Here is a 19510-nt window from a genome sequence, read left to right as displayed (position 1 = left end):
TAAGCAAAAGGCTGCGCTAAAACACTAATTCAGCTATTCTGATGCGGTTTTGAACAACAGTATTCCAATGCGAGGATAATCAAGTGGATATTGCAACCATACTCGGTTTTGTACTTGGTGTTGCTATTGTCGCCTCGGCGATATTAATGGGTGGCAGCATCATGCTGTTTATCGATGTACCGTCGCTTTTGTTGGTGTTTGGCGGTACCTTTGGCACATCGTTGATGCGTTTGCCTATGGCCGATTTTTTACGCTCGTTCGCCGTGGTCGGCCGAGCGTTTTTCAACAAAAGAACCAATCCTTCCGTGCTGATCGAAGAAGCGGTAACCCTGGCCGACATGGCGCGTAAGAACGGTTTACTGGCGCTGGAGTCGGCCGAGGTTTCCGACCCCTTCATGCAAAAAGGCATTCAACTGTGTGTCGACGGCTATAACCCCGAGTTCGTCAAAAATCTGTTGCGGCAGGATATCGATCAGATGGTCAGTCGAAACGAAGTCGGGCAGAGTATGTGGAAAGGGGTTGCCGACTTGGCGCCGGCCATGGGCATGATAGGTACCTTGGTGGGTTTGGTGCAGATGTTGGCGAATATGTCCGACCCCTCTTCGGTGGGACCGGCGATGGCGGTGGCATTATTGACCACCTTGTATGGAGCATTGATCGCCAATGTATTCGCCTTACCCATCATCGATAAACTGGCCAGCGTATTGAATTACGAAAAGGCCAACAAGGAGTTGGTTATGGATTTTATTGCTAATTTGCAGGAAGGCACCAATCCTAAAGTGTTGCGGAATCTGTTGAATACCTATATTCCCGAGAAAAAACGCCTGGAGGAATAAGCATGGCTGATTGTCCCAAATGTCCGCCCCCCGGCGCGCCGGCCTGGTTGGCGACTTTCGCCGACATGATGTCGCTGCTCATGTGTTTTTTCATCATGCTGCTGTCGATGGCCAGCATGGATGTGCAGAAATTCAAGGCGGTAGCCGCGTCCATGAAGGATGCCTTTGGCGTGCAGCGCTTGATTGTCGCGGATGAAATTCCAATGGGTACCAGCGTGATTCAACAAGAATTCAGTCCCGGACAGGCAACGCCCACGCCGCTGGATGAAATCAAGCAATCCACCCAGCAGGAAAGTGAACAACTGTCGGAATCGCAGGATACGATGGAGCGGGCCAAACAACAGGTGATCGAGGATAAACTGCGGGAAATCAAGGCGGAAGCGGAGAGCATCAAGAAACGTTTGAAACTGGAAATCGATCAAGGATTGGTCACGGTCGGCACCAGCGGTTTCAGAATCATCATCCGTATCAACGAAACCGGTTCCTTTGCCTCGGCCAGCGCGGTATTGAAACCCGGATTCGAATCGGTGATGGACAAAATCACCCAATCGGTGGCTGAATCGGAAGGCAAGGTCATCGTTGCCGGCCATACCGACGACATTCCGATCAAAACCATCATGTACCGCTCCAACTGGGAATTATCCTCGTCTCGAGCCGTAACGGTCGCTCAGTATATGCTGGAAAAAAATCAAATCGATCAGAACCGGTTTCTGATCGAAGGCCATGCCGACACCCATCCGCTGATGCCGAACGACTCGCCGCAAAATCGGGCCGCCAATCGGCGGGTGGAAATTGTGATCGCCCAGGATGAGGCGCTGCTGAAGGATCAGGCCGACCTGACGCAAACTATCCAAACTGACACGGTTCCGGACAAAACACCTTAAGCTAGGGACTTTTTTATGACGCTTAACCCAACACCCGATAGACGGCGTTTCTTCAGAATTGACGACACCATCAGCCTTTCTTACCGGTTGATCGACCAAGCCAGCGCCAACCAGGGGCTCAAATCGATGGGGCATCTGTCCGGCGAATATTCCTTGGCCGCCACCTTGGATGTGTTATCGCAGGAAGCGGCCCGTATCATGCTGAGGCTGGAAAAACAAAGCCCCGAACTTTTGGAGCTTTATAAAATTTTGGACGCAAAAATCAACGCGGTATCGCAGGCTGTCATGTTGGTTGGTAGCGATGTCGACAAGCAAGCTTGCCGCGAAGTCAATTTAAGCGCGGCCGGTTTGGCGTTTCAACAGGCCGGTCCGTTGGAAATAGGCCAATATCTGGCGATCGAAATGTATCTGCCCACAACCTTGGCCTTGATTCAGGTCTATGGTCAAGTGATCAAGTGTGAAGCCGTCGAATCCGAGCGGTATTCGATTGGCGTCGAGTACACCCATATTCGGGAGGAAGATCAGGAGCTATTGATCAAGCATGTGGTGCGCCAGCAGTGGCGGCAATTGCGGGAAGAAAAAGCCAAGTCTTAATCGGGAGCAAGATGCAACATTACAGCAAAGATTGTTCGGTATGTAAAATGATGCGTAGCCTGGCTTTCAGCGCCTTGGGCATGGGATTGGGCGCGGGCGTGGCCTACCTGTTGGGCGCCACCCGGCAAAACATGGTGTATAGCGGTATCGTGGTAGCGTCTATTTTGATATTCGGTTTTTTGGGGCGTGATAAGGACAAAAAATAGCGTTCCGTGCTGGGAAGTGTCGAATTTCAAATTTTTCAAATGGCAAGTCTATACAGTAAAACCTACAAACAAGTTGGATGTGGTGGGGCACGAAGCGCATTGATTGGTGTGCGCCTCGCGACAGATGCGCTTCGCTACCGGCTCAGCATGTCCTTCGGCCCCAAGTCCGATAGGTACGATTAGCTTACGTAATCGCACATTTCGATGCCGTTTTCCACGCCATTCCAGTCTGCCCCATTGATTCCACCTATACAACGTTCTCATATCTCCAAGTAGGAGTTTAGCCTTTGCTCTCGCCGCCCATCCACCACGATAGCCCGTTCCCCTTTTTTTATGTCAATTCTGCATTTTCCGAGGAGCAGTGTGCTGCGCTGGAGTCTTTATTCTTGCAAGACGCTGACTGGCAGCATCGGGATGGGGCGTTTTATCGGTGTTCTCTTCGGAACGTTACCGAGAATATTCCAGCGACGTTTCTGACGGAAGTGCTCGGTAGCATGCGTGAGATTACAGGATTGCCTCTCACGAATCGTGTCGTGGTCACGGCTCAACGCATGCTGCCTGGACAAGTCATTGGAATACACAGCGACCGGCCGCTAGTGGGCTATGAGCTTGTTCGGCTGGTCGTGCAACTGAATAAGCAATGGCAAGCTGAGCATGGCGGTGTTCTGGAATTATTCTCTTCACCGGAGAGTGAAGCGGTTTTCCGTGTCAATCCTGAGTACAACAACGCCTTTGGCTTTCTGCTTCACGTCGATTCACACCATGGCGTCACCGAGGTTACCCAGCCGCGACAAACAGTCGTCTTCAATTTCTGGCATGCGGCGAATACACCAGAACTTGCCGCGCACGTTCAAGCCTTGTTTGCCGACATTCATTTCTCCGAACTGCCGACAGCACTCAACCCAGTGGCCTCGGCTGCGGAATTGAGTCTGCCCGAGGAAACGACATTCCGTGCCGGCACGGCTGCGCTGGCACTCCACCGCTGGGGCTACGATGAGCCAACCATCGTGACCGGCTACCTGCACAGCGCCGGTCTTGCTATCTGCGAAAATCACGATGCCGAGACCTATGCCGCCGTGCTATTGGCGGATTGGCTAGCGTGTTTGTATCGGGATTCGTTTGATTTGGCACGATGGAATATCTTGCGACGCGAACTTGAAGGAATAGAAGTGTTTACACGCCTGAGGCCCACATGGCAGCTTTGTCTGCCGGAATAGAGAGAACCGGGCAATGCGTTATTGATCATCGATTCCGGTCGCAAAACCGCCACCCATTCCGATATTATTACGCCAGTAGTAAATGACGGCTTTTGGGAGCGGCGAATTGTCGCAATCGACCCGTTGCCGTCTATCGCCTAATCTGATTCAATTTCAGCAATTTGGTGTTTAACAGGCTGTTGAAAATCAGTTGTGTGGACGTTAGCCGGATAACAAATTGACTATATATTGTGATGCTAAGCAATATTTTCCACTAAATATAGATCGCCTAACGTGCCAAATATAGAAAATCAACAACCTGTTAACAGCCATATCTACTTGGCTCCGATAAAATATACAGAAAGGAAAATCATATGCTGATCAATAAATTATCGTTTCGAGGATCATTTTTCGGTAGATATATGGTAACTATCTAATTCCTTGTTAGCTCTCAAAAATTCACTATGGAGTAAGAATGAACTTTACCGATAGGATACGACCCACAGATAAAGGCATCACAACTTATTTGGATGAGTTGGAAAATCTTGATTATCAGATTCCAACATTTCAACGGGATGTCGTGTGGGAAAAGGAAAATGTAAAGAAATTATGGGACAGCATTTACAAGTTTTACCCACTTGGAAGTATTTTGGTGTGGAAAACCGATATAAAACTTCAAAACCATAGAAAGATTGGTGGCCATATCATTTCAGAAGGGACATTCAACCGAAGTGAATACCAATATATTTTAGATGGACAGCAGCGTACAACGTCGCTGCTGACATCTTTATACGGGGGGATGATTGAGGGAAAAGATGGATTTGATCCATCAATATACATTGATTTGTCGATTGAGGGCGAAACGGAAACAGACGATGATAGTTACAAAAAGAGATTTTTATACTGGGAAGAGATAGATGATAAAAATGGAGTTTTCTTAAGAAACACCGGAAGGCAAAAGAAATTCAACTCGAGCATTATCGTAAAACTTATCGACATTAAAAATAATTTTGGATCCGTAGAACGCTCTTTAGTGGAAAGTGCGTTTGGCGACTACAAAGACTACGACCATCCCATACGGGAACAACTAAGAAGGCTCAAGCAAGTTCTTGATAACTACAGGCTGTCATTTATTGAGTTAAAGGGAATTCAAGTCGCTGAAGTTTGTCAGATTTTTGAGCGGATAAACCAAGCGGGTAAGCCGCTTGATATATTTGATATTGTTGTAGCGAAAACATTTAGGCCGAAATCTGAAAACAAATCCGGATTCTACCTGAGGGAATACATTGATAATTTTCGCAAGTTGAACAATAGCAATTTTATGCAGATCAGCGATTTTGATTATTTGCAAATCATTGCTATTTTGATCCGTGAAAACATTGATAAATCGGGAATATGGAATATCACTCCACGTTACCTCAATGATATAAAAACTGAGCAAATTGAGGAAATTTGGGAGACTGCAAAGAAAGCAATAAAGAAAACTTTTGATTTCTTTGAAAACACATTAAATATTAAAGGCCCCCAACTTATCCCTTACCGATATTTCTATCTAACAATAGCCGCCTATTTTTTTAATAACATTAGCCCAGATTATGGTTTTCTAAAAAAATACTTCTGGTTTCATAGCTTTCATAATGATGACCTTCTTAGCAATACAGGGGACGTCAATTCACATATAGAGTTTCTTAACGCACAAAAGAAAAATGGGAAAAGTGAGTTCCCAAGGTTTTTGATTGACAGAGAAACATTAAGAAATTCGTCGTATAGCTCGAAAGGTAGATTATCCAGAGCAATACTTTCCTTATATGCCAGCAAACAACCAAAAGACTGGAAGTACACCGACAGAAATGTGATTGTTGATAATTTTTTCTTTTCTACAGACAAACCAAACTTGCATCATATATTTCCAACAAACTATATTTCACAAAATCCCGGTTCAAATGAACTTAATAATAATAGTCTGATGAATATCGCATATCTTACACAAATCACGAACTTAGAAATTAGTGATAAGAATCCGCTCAACTACATTCAGGAATATGATTCAAATCCGGAGTTCGAGGTCGTTATTAATAGTCACTTTTTGCCAAGCGAGCTTTTGGAGTGGTCGAGGCAAGAAAGTATGCCGCCTGATGCGCTGGATCAATTTATAGAAAAACGGGTTGATTTGATCATGGAAGAGTTAAAGAGAATTCTGGCTGGGGTGAATGTTGAAGTTATCGATACAAAGCAAAAGAGCTAACAAAAGCGTCAACTCGGACTGCCAAAATCGGCGCGGCTTCCACTACGCTTCAGCCACACCACTTTTGTCAGCCAGTTACGCTAAACGTTTTGTTATGAATGAGCAATCATCGATCTAAACCAGCCGATCGACAAAACATCTTGATTGACAAGTATTGGCCGAAACTTCGAATTCGACAATATACCAGCAAGCTAAAACCCAGTTCGTTCGTGGCAATCACGAAATGTACGCTAACAACGCGTTCCGCGCTTCCGTAATGCGAATGAACTGTTCGTTGCTGCCCCCGGCATCGGGATGGGCCTTTTGAGCGAGCCGCCGAAAAGCAGCCTTGATCGCGGATGACTCAAGCATCCCGTCGATTGGCAGCTTTAGTGTCTGACGATGTTGCCGCTCGTCGAAGGGCTTGTGGTTGACTTGTTGCCGGCCGTGACCACCGTAGAGGTGCTCAAATTTCTCGTTTATCTGTTGTTCTGTAGCACGGCGTAGTTTCAGGGACTCCCGCCGCAGCTCCACTTGGTCGTCTTGCCATCTCTGGCGTGACATAACGATACAGGCGGCGAAGGCGATTCGCCCATGCGTCTTTAGCTCGTCAAAGCTGAAGGGGCCTACCATGTCGAAAGGCTCATCCAGCCACGCGTCTCTACCGCCAGCGCCGACTTCGACCAGCCCTATCGTCACCGTGGTGACGAGGCCGAGACCGCCATTCCAGATGATCCATTCTTCCTCATCCGCTGGCCTATCATCCATACGAAGCCTCACTGGCTTTGCCGACACGATGACGATATGACCATAGATTGCATTTAGGCGACATTGGCGGGCATCCTCATTCATCCCATCCTTCGTCAGCCATCTCCTCAAAACGGCTGTTATCTTTACCGGTTTTTTGTTTAAAAATGCGTTCCAGCAGAGGCGACATGGCCCCGGTAAGGTCTTGTTGTAACTCGGTAATGATTTCTTCAATGTCGGGGCCACCTTTAACGATGACAGGATGAGCGCCCAATTTGATCAACTCATTGGTCGCCGTGCCACCGACAGAACCGCAATAAACCATATCGCAGCCCGTTAACCACGCAAGCTTGGGTTTTAACTTGTCGTCATTCCCGTCGCGTTGTTCTTTAGCAAACGACTTAACCGCCAATGGCGTAGCGGTACTGCCATCAATACCATAGACATGAAACCCCAAAGACGAACCGAAATGCTGATTGACCATTTCCCCATCCGAGCTTGCGAAAGCAACGATCAGCTTATTGATATCGACTTCAAGCTCCGCCACACTGTTTACATCAGCAAGTTGACTCATATGACACTCCTCAATGAATATTTGGGCCTAAGGCCAGGTCTTACAATCGATTGTCTTTGGCGTTGTTAATCCGTGCCTTGCTGAATCCATTGGATACGCCGCCGGATCGCTAATGACAAACCGAGTTACTTTCGTTGTTGGTATTCCGCAACCAGCACTTTAATCTTTAGTCGCATAATGTCTTTCAGCATCTGCATTTTTCGATCATGTTCCTGATGTGCAATATCGTAGATTTGTTTTCTGAGCGTTTCGTTACTATCCTCGGGTAGACTCAAAGACCATTCAGTAAAAAAGGCATCGTAGCTGTCAATCGTTTTGATCAACTCAAACCTGAGCTTTTCTCGGTCTTGCCTTGGGATGGCCTTTAGCGCTTCATCGATAACCGCATCAAGATCCGATTTTTGTTGTTTGTTGGGAACGGGGAACGGGATGATTTCAGACATAAGCATCGTAAAATGATAAGCAAGCAAACACAGCATTGTTTTTAATGGCTATGAACAAGTTGCAGGTTGAAGAAATACCGGGTCATGTGTGACGCATAGCGTGAGTAATCGGTTAGGAATCTGGTTTTCCCAAAATCGTCGATTCAACCGATAGCAAAATTCGTCGAGATATTCCTGTACATAGTTACCTGACACACCATGGTAAGTACCCAGCAAATAGCTTTTAAGGTTACTGATGACCACATGAACCCAAGGTAACCATTCACTCGCCATTTCAGGAGGGGTTACCTTGGCGATATGGTGATGTTCCTCGGCCAGCACATTGAGCGCAGCCAGCGCATCGGTATGCAGGGTTTGGCCTGGGGCAAGCGTTTGTTGGGCGAATGCTCTAACACTCTCGTGCGTCACCTGCTCAACCACCTTCATAGCCACAAAGCCGGGCTTACCATCATTATGTTCGCAAGCCACTAAAATAGTGGTTTTACCGGCGGCGCCTCGCCCGCGTTTACCGGCACGTTTGCCGCCGATAAAGGCATCATCGAATTCGATAATGCCGCTTAGTTTGTACAGATTATTCTGATCACCCATGGCCGTGCGTAATTTTCTCAACAGCCGTTGCGCCGTCAGCCAGGAAACACCAATTAGTTTGGTCAGCCGCAATGCGGAGATACTACCCTTGTCCGACGATACCCAATAAAGACTCCAAAACCATTTCACGAGCGGTAATTTGGTGTTGTGAAACAAGGTGCCGGCTGTCACCGATGTGTGATGATGACAAACTGCACATTCGTAGACATGTCGTGTCTGGAGCAACCAACCTTTCTGATGGCCACAGCGTGGACAGCAAAACCCTTCAGGCCACCTGAGGTTGATGATGGCTTGAAGACAACTTTTTTCATCGGCAAAGTGCTGTTGCCACTCCCAAAAACTCGTGATCTTTGCTTGCATGACCGCTCTCCAGAATATCCCACTAAAATTCAGATCGGGTAACCTGTGGTAAGTTCATAGCCATGTTGTTTTTTGTATAGCTCACTTAATTCACATTTTGCACCAACTTTTAAGTGATTGATTTTTTGATAAAAAAGGCGGCGCTTATATGTTGCGTTTGCAACAAATAAGGCCTTGTTGGAACGTCGATGTTTGACTGATAGCAATTGAGCTTAGTCAACTGTCGCAATCCGCTTTGAAATGTTACCACCCCGATGGTTGGAAATTGGCCGAACTTGCTCAGTCAGAATTGACCGGGTAAAACCGACTGATTCTGTTGAAAAGCCCCCCTGATTTTCGGTTCCTAGAGTAGTAAAATACAGCCAACAACCACTCAATCATAAGGTGACGCCATGATCGGACAACAATCCGGGATTCAGGAGCAGTTGTTTTTCGGTTTCAGTTTCGAAAACCACATTCCTAAAGATCACCTGCTGAGAGGCATCAATCATTTTTTGGACCTGGGTGATTTTCGTCAGCTAAACCATCCGTCCGCAAATGGCCGTAGCGTGCCGTTCTAGATTTTCATTTGTTATGAGCCGACAGGGCGCTAGCGGAAGCTGGACCGAATTGCCTGCTCGAAAATGCCGGCCCGGCTTTCCAGCAAGGTAAAATGTTCCTTGGCGCGGGTGATGCCGGTATAGACCAGTTCTCGGGTCAATACCGGGCTGCGCACTTCCGGCAGGATCAGGGCCACATGATGGAATTCCGAGCCTTGCGACTTGTGTACCGTCATCGCGAAAGCGGTTTCCACATCCGGTAAACGCATCGGCGAAACCCAGCGCAGCGCGCCTGGCTCGCTATTTTGATCGCCCGGAAACGCTACCCGCAGTTTGCCGCCCGCATCCGGCAAGGCGATGCCGATGTCGCCGTTCATCAAGCCCAGGTTGTAATCGTTGCGGGTGATCATCACCGGCCGGCCTTGGTACCACAGCCCGGTTTTCTTGCCCGGAAACAGCCATTGTTCGATGCGCTGATTCAAGCCTTCCACGCCCCAGTCGCCCCGACGTAGCGCGCACAACACCTGAAAGCGGTCGAAAGCCGTCAACACCGCTTGCGCCCATTGCTGGTGCGCGTCCGTATCGCCCGAGCGCTGCCGTTGCATGACTTGCAAGTATTCGCCATAACCGGGCCTGTCGTCGGCCGCCAATACCAATTGTTTTAAGCGCGCATCGAACGCATCGGACAACAGTATGCGCTTGAGGTCGGCATAGGTTTGGGTATCGGATAAAATGTCCTGGGCGCGGCCGGCAGCGCCGGTATTGACGGCTCGCGCCAGTTGGCCGATGCCGCTGTTAGAGCCGAAACGATGACTATGGCGCAGCATCACGGTTTGCTGGTTTATGGCCGAGCCCGCATCGGGCGCTAACGGCAATGTTTCGCCCGCATAGTCTGCCAGCCAATCCAAAGTAGTCTGATCATAGGCCGCATGCTCGGCTCCCCGGCATAAATCGCCCATCACCGAACCGGCTTCCACCGAGGCTAGCTGATCCTTGTCGCCCAACAGGATCAGCTGGGTATGGTCAGGCAGCGCATCCAGCAGCGAGGCCATCATTTCCAGGTCTATCATTGAGGCTTCGTCGACGATGACGATGTCCGCCAGCAGCGGATTGTGTTTATGATGCCGGTAACCCCGGCTATCCGGGCGGCTGCCCAGCAAGCGGTGCAAGGTGGCGGCTTTCTTCGGAATCTGCTGTTTGATCGCTTCCGGCATCGGCAGCTTTTCCAGGGCGATGGCTATCGATTCGCTGACTCGGGCCGCGGCCTTGCCGGTGGGGGCTGCCAATAAAATGCTCAGTTTGCGTTGGCTTTCCTCGGCGGCCAGTTCGATCAACAGGCTCAACAGCTTGGTCAAGGTAGTGGTTTTGCCGGTGCCGGGGCCGCCGGTGATGATGGCAAAGCGGGCGCGCAAGGCCAACACGCAGGCAATTTTTTGCCAGTCGGGTTGTTCCCGGTTGTCGCTAAACAGTTGATTCAAGCTGTGTTGCAAGGATGCCGGCAGTTGCTGCCTGACCGGTTGCAGGCGCCGGCTGATTTCACTGTCCAGAATTTGTTGATAGCGCCAATAGCGGCGTAAATACAGACGGCCGTCGTGCAAAACCAAGGGTGTGTTGCCTTGACCGCTTGCCACCAGACTCGATTGCGCCAGTTCGCTGGTCCAGTCGGCCACTGTTCGGGCCTTGAATACCGATAATGCCAGATCGGTTTCATCATCCGCCGATTGCCAAGCTTCATCGCTGGGTATCGCCAGGGTCAAGCCGGGATCGGCGCAGAGTTTTTCCAAATCCAGAAACACTTCGCCTCGTCCTAGTTGATGGCTGACCAGGGCACCGGCCCATAACAGCGTTTCGCCGGCATCGCCATCCTGATCCTGTAAGAAACCGGCAAATGCCTGATCCAGCTGGCTCAGCCAGCCTAGCGCGACCCAGTGTGCTATCCGGCTCATGACTGTGTTCCCGTTCATGCGGCGATGCCTGTCATCGAATCGCCGCCGAATAAGGCGTCCAATGTCTCGATCAGCACTCTAGGCGGTTTATCCACCAGCCGGCCGGCATTGGGACTTTCAACGCCGCGTAAAAACAAATAGACGCTGCCGCCGATATGGCTGTCGTAATCGTAGCAATCGCCCAGCCGGGTTTTCAACAAGCGATGCAGCGCCAATAGATACAGCACCGATTGCAGATCGTAACGTTTGCTCAGCATTGCATTGACCAGCTTGTCGCGGTTGTAGGCGGTGGCGTCGTTGCCAAGGGCGTTGAATTTATAATCCAATACATAATATTGGCCGTTATGCACAAACAGCAGGTCGATGAAGCCTTTCAACAGGCCGTTGATTTGATTGGCCAGTAACCCCGGCCTGGCCTGGCCGGCGAAAGTATGGCGGCAGACCAGCCTATCGATGACAGAAACATCGACATTCTCAGCCCCCAACCAAAACTCCATCTCGGCCTGATATTGGCTACTATCCAGGCCGGACAGGCTAAGATCGGTGTCTTCCAGTAACGGCAGCGTCAGCCATTGCCGCAAACCCTGTTCCAGAATATCGCGTTTGTTATCCCACAGCGGAGACTTAAATATATTGGCTATCAGCTGCCGGCCCAGTTCGGGCTGGGATTGCACGCTGTTAAACCCGCATTGGGCGGATTGCTCCAATAATTCATGCACCAGTACGCCAGGTTCGGCGCCGCGCGGCAGGGCATGAATGCCGGCGGGAACCGGAGTGGGCAGCACCGGTGTCGGGTCGGCTTCGTCGCCGTGTTTGTCCTCGCGTGGGTTTTCCGCCTCGGCCAAACTGTCGGTGATTTTGCCGGTCGCGGACTGGTCGGTTTGCAGGGCCGAGTAACTGGCTATCCACCAGTGGTCGATTATTCGAGCGGTCGACACGCGGGCAGCATCCAGGGCCGGTTTGGTTTGCGGCGGCTGGTATTTGTCCGGGCTGGCTTCGGGCAGTTCGCTGATGGAGATGGCTTCGCAATCGCCTTTCAGTTGAGTCAGACAACTGCTGAGGTCGCTGCCGGCCCGCCAACCCAACAGATAACCCATTGCGCTTTTATCCAGCTGGCTGGTTTTGCTATTACCGATTTTAATCGGCGCCATTCCCAGCCAGCAGGCGAATCGGGCGCGGGTGATGGCGACATACAGCAAACGCAAGTCTTCCTGCAGGCGTTCCTTGTCGCTGATAGCCTTGATCTCGTCGCTTTTAGTCAGATCGATGCTTAGATTGAATTCAGCATCGTGATAACGGTAGTAGCGGTTATTGCGGCCGCCGACTTCGCGAAAACTACAAATGAACGGCAGAAACACCAGCGGATATTCCAAGCCCTTGGATTTATGTATCGTGACGATTTTGATCAGGTTGGCGTCGCTTTCCAACCGTATCACGCTTTCCTCGCCGGTTTGATCGGTGGCGGCGATGGTTTCGGCCAGATGGCGGATCAAGGCTTGTTCGCCTTCCAGGTGGCTGCTGGCTTGCTGCAGCAATTCGGCCAGATGCAATAAATTGGTCAAACGGCGTTCGCCGTCGGCAGCGGTTTGCAAACGGGCGGGCAGGGCGTAATCGCTCATCAACTGGCGCAGGGTCGGCAAAATGCCGTCTTGTTGCCAACGTTGCTGGTAAGCGATGAAACGTTCCAGTTGTTGCTCCCAGGCGGCTTCGTCCAAGGTCAATTGCCTTAGGGTTTGATACGGCCAGCCGATAGTGGCGCTACTCAATGCCGCGCGCACCTTGCGTTCGTCGCGCGGTTCGGCCAGGGCTTTCAGCCAGATCAGCAGATCGGCGGCTTCCGGGCTGGCAAAAATCGATTCGCGTTCGGACAGATAAACGCTACGCAATTGCCGCTCGGCCAGCGCCTGGCGCATGACCTTGGCTTCGGTGCCGCTGCGCACCAAGATCGCAATGTCGGCCGGTTGCAACGGGCGGATGCCGCCGGGTTCGGATTGAAAGCCGGTTTGGCCTTGGCCGGCGCCATGCAGCAGTCGCACGATTTCGCTGGCGGTGGCATCGGCCATTTGCCGGCGATAATCCGGCATGCCTATCGGCGTTTCCGAAGGTAGTTGCCAAAGCGTCAGTGCGGGGACTGATTGTTGCTTGATGACCCAGGTTTCGTGGCGTCCTTGGGCATTAACCGGAATGAACGGCAACGGGTCGTGATCGTCGTGTTTGAAGCAAAACGCGCCTTCGGCTTGGCTGGTGTCGGCCTGCTCAAATACCCGGTTGACGGCCCATACCAGAGCCTCGGTCGAGCGATAGTTGGTGCTCAAGGTGTAATGCCGGCCCAGCGTGGCCTGATGGGCTTTCAGGTAGGTAAAAATATCGCCGCCGCGAAAGGAATAAATCGCCTGCTTGGGGTCGCCGATCATGAAACAAGCCGAATCCCGGTCGGCATCGGCCGGATACAGACGGGCGAAAATCCGGTATTGCACAGGATCGGTATCCTGAAACTCGTCGATCAACGCCATCGGGTATTGCTTGACGATGGCGGTCGCCAACCGCTCGGCGTTGTCGCCTTGCAATGCTTGATCCAGCCTGTTCAACATATCGTCGAAAGTCATCCGAGCGATGCGCTGTTTTTCGCTATCGTAGCGCGCGCGTATCCAATGGATGGCATGAAGGCTGATTAGGCCGGCGATGTCGATTTGTTCGGCGCTATGCTCGACCAAGCTATCGATGGCTTGAAACGCGGCCTGTTCGAACGGATGGGCCTTGTCCTGATGAGCTTTGGTCAAACCGGCCTGGAGTTTTTGTTGGCCGAATTTTGCCAGGGCGTCGAGATCGAGTTGATCGCCGGCCGCCCAGGCCGCCATTTGCTTGAGTTTTTCGTTAAAGCTGGCCTTACGGTATTGGTTGCCGTTGAGCCAGCCTTTTTCCGAGGCATCTTTTAACAGGGTTTCAATCGTGGGTTGGTCGTTAAGCCATTGTGTACGGGCCTGATTTTCCAGGTTACCGCGTTGGATTTCCCAATTTTCCCAGTCACCAAATACCTTGGCAATGTCCTGTTCCGGGCACTCCAGACCCAAGGCCTCGGTTTCGAATAGAAGAGGTTTCAGGATTTTGGCCAATTGGTCCGGCGAACCGGCCAACTTGTAGACCGCCAGGCAGGCCGTGTAAGACAAGGGGTAAAAAAACCGCCGCCAATAATCGCGCACCACCTGATTCAGCAATTCCTGATCGTCGCTGTCGACTTCCTGCCGAAACAGGCTACCGCTATCGAAAGCATGTTGTTGCAGCGTCCGGTTGCACCAGCCGTGTATGGTGTAAACCGCTGCCTCGTCCATCCAGTTGGCGGCCAGTTCCAGCCGGTAGGCGCAAGCCGGCCAGTGTTCGGCCGCATAATCGGCGCGCAGCCTTTGCAGGAAATCGTCGTTCTCGACGGTTTTTTCCCGAAAATATCCCGCCGCCTGAGTCAGACGGGCGCGGATACGTTCGCGCAGTTCCTTGGTGGCCGCATCGGTAAAGGTCACCACCAGAATGTCCGGCGGCAATAATTCGGCGCCTTGCCGGCCGTGGCCGAGTATCAGACGCACATACAGCGCGGCGATGGTATAAGTCTTGCCGGTGCCGGCGCTGGCCTCGATCAGACGGGTGCCGGACAGAGGGAATTGCAACGGATCGATGGCGGTGGCGGTCATGATGCGTTTTCCAGCGAAGCAGAGTGTCGCTTGAGATTGAGATAAATCGGCCGGTAAAGCCTATCGGCCCAGGTTTCGAAATCGGCATTGCTGGTTTGATACAAACTGTCAAAGCTGGGATAAAACCGCGCCAGATAGGCATCGTAATCGACTTCGCCGCTGTTCCAGTCGTCGCCGTCATATTGCGATTGCGCGGTTTCCAGGGCTTTTTCTTCGTTGGCGTTCAGCCAGGCAAACGCCGTGCGGCAGGCAACCGGTAGCGGGGTTTGCAAACCCCGCTGCCAAGCTTCGACCAAGGTTTGCAAATATGCCAAAGCCTTGGCTTGCGCCAGCGGTTGAATTTCAATCACGCCGTCGGCGCCGGCGATGAAGCTTTGTAGCGGCATACCGTCGGCGCAGGCGGCCAGATGCTGTAGCCAGGGCAGTAATAGATTCTGATATTGAACCGCATCTTTTTTGAGCAGATTTTGCGCGGTCAGCGATACCAGGGCCAAGTTTTCATGGTTTTCGGCTCGGCGTAAATGGTTCAGCCCGGCGCTGAATTGCACATCGACAGCGCCGGCCAGATTAAAAATCAATTCGACATGTAGCGGCTGTAGTTCCTGTGGCCATGCTTCAAGCAGGCTTTGGTATTGACGCCAAGCTTGGTCGGCCGGAACGGCGATGCCGGCAAACGCGGTTTGGGCAAAACCGCCCAGCGGCAGTTTGCCTTGGCCGGCCAGGGCTGTCATCTGCCGGTGAAAAAAATCCTCGACATCGGCCGGTTGCTGGTTCCGCAAGCCGTCCAGCAGGGCTTGACTGTAGAGATGCGCTTCCAGGCGATCGAAACCGAACGGCTCGTTGTCTTCGCTGGTGACGTCCTCGCTGTCGAAGCTGAATTTCAAGCTGTGCTGGCAATAGGTCTTGACCGGCGCCCGTAAAAAACGGGCCAGCGCTTCAGGATTCAGGTTGTAGGCTTGTTCCTCGGTGCCGACGATTTCGGGTTGGGTGGCGGGTTCGATCGCCGCCGCTTCGAACCATTCGCCGGCATAGGTAAACAGGCGCGGGTCGCGGTCTTGCTTGATGTATGCCGGGCTGAAGGGTTGCAGCGGGTGTTCCAGCGTCAACGCGTCCAGCAGTTTTGCCTCGCCGGCCAAACACCAGCTTTGTTCGATAAAATCGCGCAATTGGGCGATCAGCACCGACGGCGGCCGCTCGCTGTTGTCGCGGATGCTGCGGCCGATCCAGCTGATGTAAAGTTGCTGCCTGGCCGACAGCAGGGCTTCCAGAAACAGATATTGATCGTCCTGCCGGCGCGAGCGGTCGCCGGGGCGGTACTGGCCACGCTGATTCATCAAATCGAAACCGTGCGGATATTGGCTGCGTGGATAATCGCCGTCGTTCATGCCCAACAGGCAAATCAGCTTAAACGGTATGGCCCGCATCGGCATCAGGGTACAGAAATTGACCCGGCCGCCCAGGAAGCGTTGTTGCAGATTGGGTTCATCGACCGCCGCCAACCAGGCTTCGCGTACCACATTCAACGGCAACCGATCGTCAGCGCCCAGGCCGCCCTGGACACAGGCTTGGTGCCAGGTGGTCAAGGCTCGGGCTAGAGTTTCCAAGGTTTTACGGTCACGGTCCGTGTCGGCGATAAAAAAATCTTCCAGCAGTTGGGTCAGGCTTTGTAGCCAGGTTTCGGCGCTTTGATCCCGGCTCAGTTGGTTAGCGTAGCGTTCCAGGGTGTCCAGCAAATGACACAGATTGCCCAGCCATTGAGCCTCCAGGCCACCGATTTCCGGATATGGTTCGATGCCGTAGAAGGCGTCGCCGGCACCGACGGCGTAACCCAGCAACATCCGCCGTAAGCCGAATTGCCAGGTGTTGGCGGCAAAATCGGCCGGCATCTCGACCGTGCGAACGCGTTGCTCGGCATTCAGGCCCCAGCGGATGCCGGCTTGTTCCAGCCACTGATGCAGCCTGGGGATAGCGGTTGGTTCCATGCCGAAACGCAGCCGCAAGGCCGGCACTTCCAGCAGTCCCAGAAATTCGCTGACGCTGAAGCGCGAATCCGGCAGATTCAACAAGGCCTCCACGGCCACCAGCAGCGGATTTTCGCCGCGTTGCTGTTGGTCGGCCAGGCTGAATGGAATATAGCGCGGGTCGCCGGCTTGCACCTGTCCGAACACGGCGCGGATGTGCGGGGCGTATTGGTTGATGTCCGGCACCATCACGATCACGTCGCGCGGATAGAGCGGGTCGCCGGCTTGCTGGGCGGCATTGAAGCGGGCCAGCAGTTGATCGTGCAGGATTTCCACTTCCCGCTGCGGGCTGTGGGCGATATGAAAGGCCAGCGAGTCGTCGAGTATGTCCAGCTCAATCGCCTGATCGGGTGCCGGCTCCAGATCCAGAATAGTCTGTTGCAGTTGTTGCAATAAGCCTCGGTTACCGGCTTCGCCGTAATCCTTGAACAAATCGATTTTCTGATCCGGCCAATGCCAATCGGCATAGGCCTGAGTTTCATCGAAATGATCCAGCAAGCGGATATAGTCGCGGCCCTGTTTACCCCAGGCCGCCAGCAGCGGATTGGCGTGTAGATGCAATTCCTCGGGGTTTAGGCTGGCGGCCATGCCGGGCTTGTGGGATTGCCGGCGGCGCTGGGCTTTTAACAGTTCCTTGTCTTCGATGATGTCGGCCCAGTAATGTTGACAAGGATTGTGCACGAACAGCACGATTTGGCAAAACTTGCCGATTTTGGCCAGCACTTCCAGAGATTGTTGCGGCAACGACGACAGGCCGAACAGCATGATGCGGCGCGGGATGCCGGCGGGGCGTTGATCCAGATCATCAATGCCGGCCATGAATTGGGCATGCACCGAGGCCCGGCTGGCGAACGGATTGTAGTCGGCGCCCAGATCATTCAGCACTGCGCGCCATAGAACCGCTTGCCACTGTTGCATTTCGGGCAGCGGCTTCGCTTCGCCGTGGGCGTTGCGCAATAGATCGCGGCCGGCGGCCCAGTCGCCGATCCAGTCGGAACGATACACCTGATATTGGTCGAACAAGTCGGCCAGTTGTTCGGCCAATTGGTAGCGTTTTCGAGTGTTGAGGTCTTGATGTAAAAAATGCGCCAGGTTTTCGAATCCCGGTTGGCCGATCAAGGCCGGCAGCAAGCGGTATAAGCGCCAGGTCAGCGGGGCTTTGGCCAGAGGTTGTTCCTTGGGAATTTGTTGGCCCAACACCGCCCGGTATACACTCCAGATGAACAGTGACGGCAATTGGATTTGCAGGGCGGCGGCGATGCCGAGGGCGCTGTTTTGCGCAAGGCTTTGTTTCAGCCATTGGCCCATGCCGTTGCTTTGCACCAGAAACATCTCGTTTTCCAGCGGCGCCAATGGGTGTTGGCGCAGCCAGTATTCCACCACATCCCGCAAGGCTTCCAGTTGGTTGGAATGAATCACGGCAATGCCTTTATCCAGCGGGGCGGAATGGGCGGAGGTCATGAATCAGTTAGGAGAATGGCGATTGCCGCAAAAGACGATCCGCACGGGGCCATTGCTGCCGGATTACTTGCCGATGCCAGTCAGCATCGCTTCCAGGCTTTGAATTTTAAGGTCGCAATTTTCGATACTGGCTTGCACTTCGCGTTTGAAGAACAGCCCCATCGATTCTCCACTGCTTTCGCGTTCGGCGTATTCGTTTAATAAATGACAGGCATCGTTCATGGCTTCTTCCGCCATTTCCAAGCTATCGTTGTCGGGTAACATGTCGGGATCGATCATCATCAAGCGGCTGCTCAAATCATTCTGGTGTCTAAAGACCGCTTCGGCATACTCGGTAAAGTTATCGTATTGCCGTGCCGAAGCAGGTAGGGTTGAGCAGGCTGCGGCCTGCAGCAGTACAATTGCGGCGATCGGGAAAGTCTTGTAACCGGAAAAAACCATCATTAATCTCTTTATGCGAAGTAGCAAGCCAATCCGAGGCATATTTTGATCCAAGAGCATGCAAACGGGCTGGCCGACTATTTTAACTGTTCAGCCGAGATTCGGCATAAAAAACCGCTGGCGCGGCATTATTGTGATTTTTAGCGTTGGCCCGGCATGTCCCGGCGAAGTAGGTTGGCTATTCAGCGTATGCAGGCAGTGGTGAAGCGGCTGGCCTTGATGGTTTTCGACCAGTAGGCCTGGGGCAGCCCGGCTTTTTGCTTCAGATGCTGCAGAAACCGCATCGGGGAGTGTAAGGTTTCCCAGTTGGAAGGCAAGAACGAGGCGTGATGGGAACCATCCTGCAACACCAGTCCGTCGAGATGGGGCCTTAATTGGCTGACCAGATCCATTTCCGAACTAAAATGTAAGGGTTCCAACGGCGACAGCAGGTCGATGTGAATTTCGAGTTCGTCCAGTTCCGCGTCGATCACGGAAGGGGAATGCCGGTCGCAAAAAGCGGCGGCAAACGCGTTTTCGGACACGTCTTCGGCCAGCGGGCGCACGGCCTCCAGATTGCCGACGCAACCGCGCGGTTGCTGATGGTATTCCAATACGACAAATGTTGAGCGTGGCTCAAGAAGGGCGGCCGGGTAGCTGGCGCTGTCGAAAGTCAGGGGTTTGCCGGTTTTTAAGCCGTGGGCGATGGATTGCCAGGCCAAACTTAAAAGTACGTTTTGTTGAGGTTTAGTCAACGGCATAGGTGCGATAACTCCCTAATCGGTATC

16 protein-coding genes are annotated in these 19510 nt (G+C 52.4%); 7 read left to right on the top strand and 9 right to left on the bottom strand.

All coding sequences use genetic code 11. The annotated features are described in order from the left end of the window. Positions 1–83: 83 nt before the first annotated feature. The 6 genes from IVG45_RS07340 to IVG45_RS07315 all read left to right on the top strand — a co-directional run bounded on the left by IVG45_RS07340 (position 84) and on the right by IVG45_RS07315 (position 5961). Positions 84–836 carry a MotA/TolQ/ExbB proton channel family protein gene (locus tag IVG45_RS07340; RefSeq protein ID WP_196437198.1) on the top strand — a complete coding sequence of 251 codons (753 nt, stop codon included), beginning with the start codon at positions 84–86 and terminating at the stop codon, positions 834–836. 2 nt (positions 837–838) lie between these two features. Next, positions 839–1720: a MotB family protein gene (locus IVG45_RS07335; RefSeq protein WP_196437197.1), complete on the top strand. Its 882-nt coding sequence runs from the start codon at positions 839–841 to the stop codon at positions 1718–1720. A 15-nt stretch (positions 1721–1735) separates the two neighbouring features. Further along, complete coding sequence (locus IVG45_RS07330; RefSeq protein ID WP_196437196.1) at positions 1736–2314, top strand: PilZ domain-containing protein; 579 nt, start codon at positions 1736–1738, stop codon at positions 2312–2314. Positions 2315–2325: 11 nt separating this feature from the next. Continuing rightward, positions 2326–2520, top strand: coding sequence for a hypothetical protein (locus tag IVG45_RS07325; RefSeq protein WP_196437195.1), 195 nt, complete (start codon positions 2326–2328; stop codon positions 2518–2520). Between the two features lie 287 nt (positions 2521–2807). Continuing rightward, a complete protein-coding gene (locus tag IVG45_RS07320) occupies positions 2808–3737 on the top strand; it encodes a 2OG-Fe(II) oxygenase (protein ID WP_230874793.1) in 930 nt (309 codons plus the stop codon). Positions 3738–4191: 454 nt separating this feature from the next. Continuing rightward, positions 4192–5961, top strand: a complete 1770-nt coding sequence (locus IVG45_RS07315; protein ID WP_196437194.1) for a GmrSD restriction endonuclease domain-containing protein — start codon at positions 4192–4194, stop codon at positions 5959–5961. Between the two features lie 216 nt (positions 5962–6177). Here IVG45_RS07315 and IVG45_RS07310 read toward each other — a convergent pair whose 3' ends face one another. The 4 genes from IVG45_RS07310 to IVG45_RS07295 form a co-directional block, all read right to left on the bottom strand. Continuing rightward, positions 6178–6792, bottom strand: coding sequence for a J domain-containing protein (locus IVG45_RS07310; protein ID WP_230874792.1), 615 nt, complete (start codon positions 6790–6792; stop codon positions 6178–6180). After that, positions 6785–7261 carry a NifB/NifX family molybdenum-iron cluster-binding protein gene (locus IVG45_RS07305; protein ID WP_196437193.1) on the bottom strand — a complete coding sequence of 159 codons (477 nt, stop codon included), beginning with the start codon at positions 7259–7261 and terminating at the stop codon, positions 6785–6787. Before IVG45_RS07305 ends, IVG45_RS07310 begins: the two co-directional genes overlap by 8 nt. Positions 7262–7386: 125 nt before the next feature. Continuing rightward, complete coding sequence (locus tag IVG45_RS07300; protein ID WP_230874791.1) at positions 7387–7704, bottom strand: hypothetical protein; 318 nt, start codon at positions 7702–7704, stop codon at positions 7387–7389. A 48-nt stretch (positions 7705–7752) separates the two neighbouring features. Beyond that, the gene (locus IVG45_RS07295) at positions 7753–8652 is read right to left on the bottom strand and encodes an IS1595 family transposase (protein ID WP_196434642.1); all 900 of its coding nucleotides are present in this window, start codon (positions 8650–8652) and stop codon (positions 7753–7755) included. A 392-nt stretch (positions 8653–9044) separates the two neighbouring features. On the opposite strand from IVG45_RS07295, the gene IVG45_RS07290 reads away from it, so the two are divergent. Continuing rightward, positions 9045–9212 (top strand): hypothetical protein, encoded by a 168-nt coding sequence (locus IVG45_RS07290; RefSeq protein ID WP_196437191.1) that lies wholly within the window; start codon positions 9045–9047, stop codon positions 9210–9212. 29 nt (positions 9213–9241) lie between these two features. Here IVG45_RS07290 and recD read toward each other — a convergent pair whose 3' ends face one another. The 5 genes from recD to amrA all read right to left on the bottom strand — a co-directional run bounded on the left by recD (position 9242) and on the right by amrA (position 19483). Next, the gene (recD, locus tag IVG45_RS07285) at positions 9242–11155 is read right to left on the bottom strand and encodes an exodeoxyribonuclease V subunit alpha (RefSeq protein ID WP_196437190.1); all 1914 of its coding nucleotides are present in this window, start codon (positions 11153–11155) and stop codon (positions 9242–9244) included. Next, positions 11152–14820: an exodeoxyribonuclease V subunit beta gene (gene recB, locus IVG45_RS07280; RefSeq protein WP_196437189.1), complete on the bottom strand. Its 3669-nt coding sequence runs from the start codon at positions 14818–14820 to the stop codon at positions 11152–11154. The genes recD and recB overlap by 4 nt, the downstream gene beginning before the upstream one ends. Next, on the bottom strand, positions 14817–18302 hold the full coding sequence (gene recC / locus IVG45_RS07275) for an exodeoxyribonuclease V subunit gamma (protein ID WP_196437188.1): 3486 nt from the start codon (positions 18300–18302) through the stop codon (positions 14817–14819). Before recC ends, recB begins: the two co-directional genes overlap by 4 nt. Positions 18303–18365: 63 nt before the next feature. Then, positions 18366–18746, bottom strand: a complete 381-nt coding sequence (locus IVG45_RS07270) for a hypothetical protein (protein WP_230874790.1) — start codon at positions 18744–18746, stop codon at positions 18366–18368. 179 nt (positions 18747–18925) lie between these two features. Further along, the gene (gene amrA, locus IVG45_RS07265) at positions 18926–19483 is read right to left on the bottom strand and encodes an AmmeMemoRadiSam system protein A (protein ID WP_196437187.1); all 558 of its coding nucleotides are present in this window, start codon (positions 19481–19483) and stop codon (positions 18926–18928) included. Positions 19484–19510 lie beyond the last annotated feature (27 nt).

The sequence above is a fragment of the Methylomonas sp. LL1 genome (genome assembly GCF_015711015.1).
GTDB lineage: Bacteria > Pseudomonadota > Gammaproteobacteria > Methylococcales > Methylomonadaceae > Methylomonas.
Note: the sequence above shows the minus strand (reverse complement) of the source record. Positions and strands in the feature narration are given on the sequence as shown.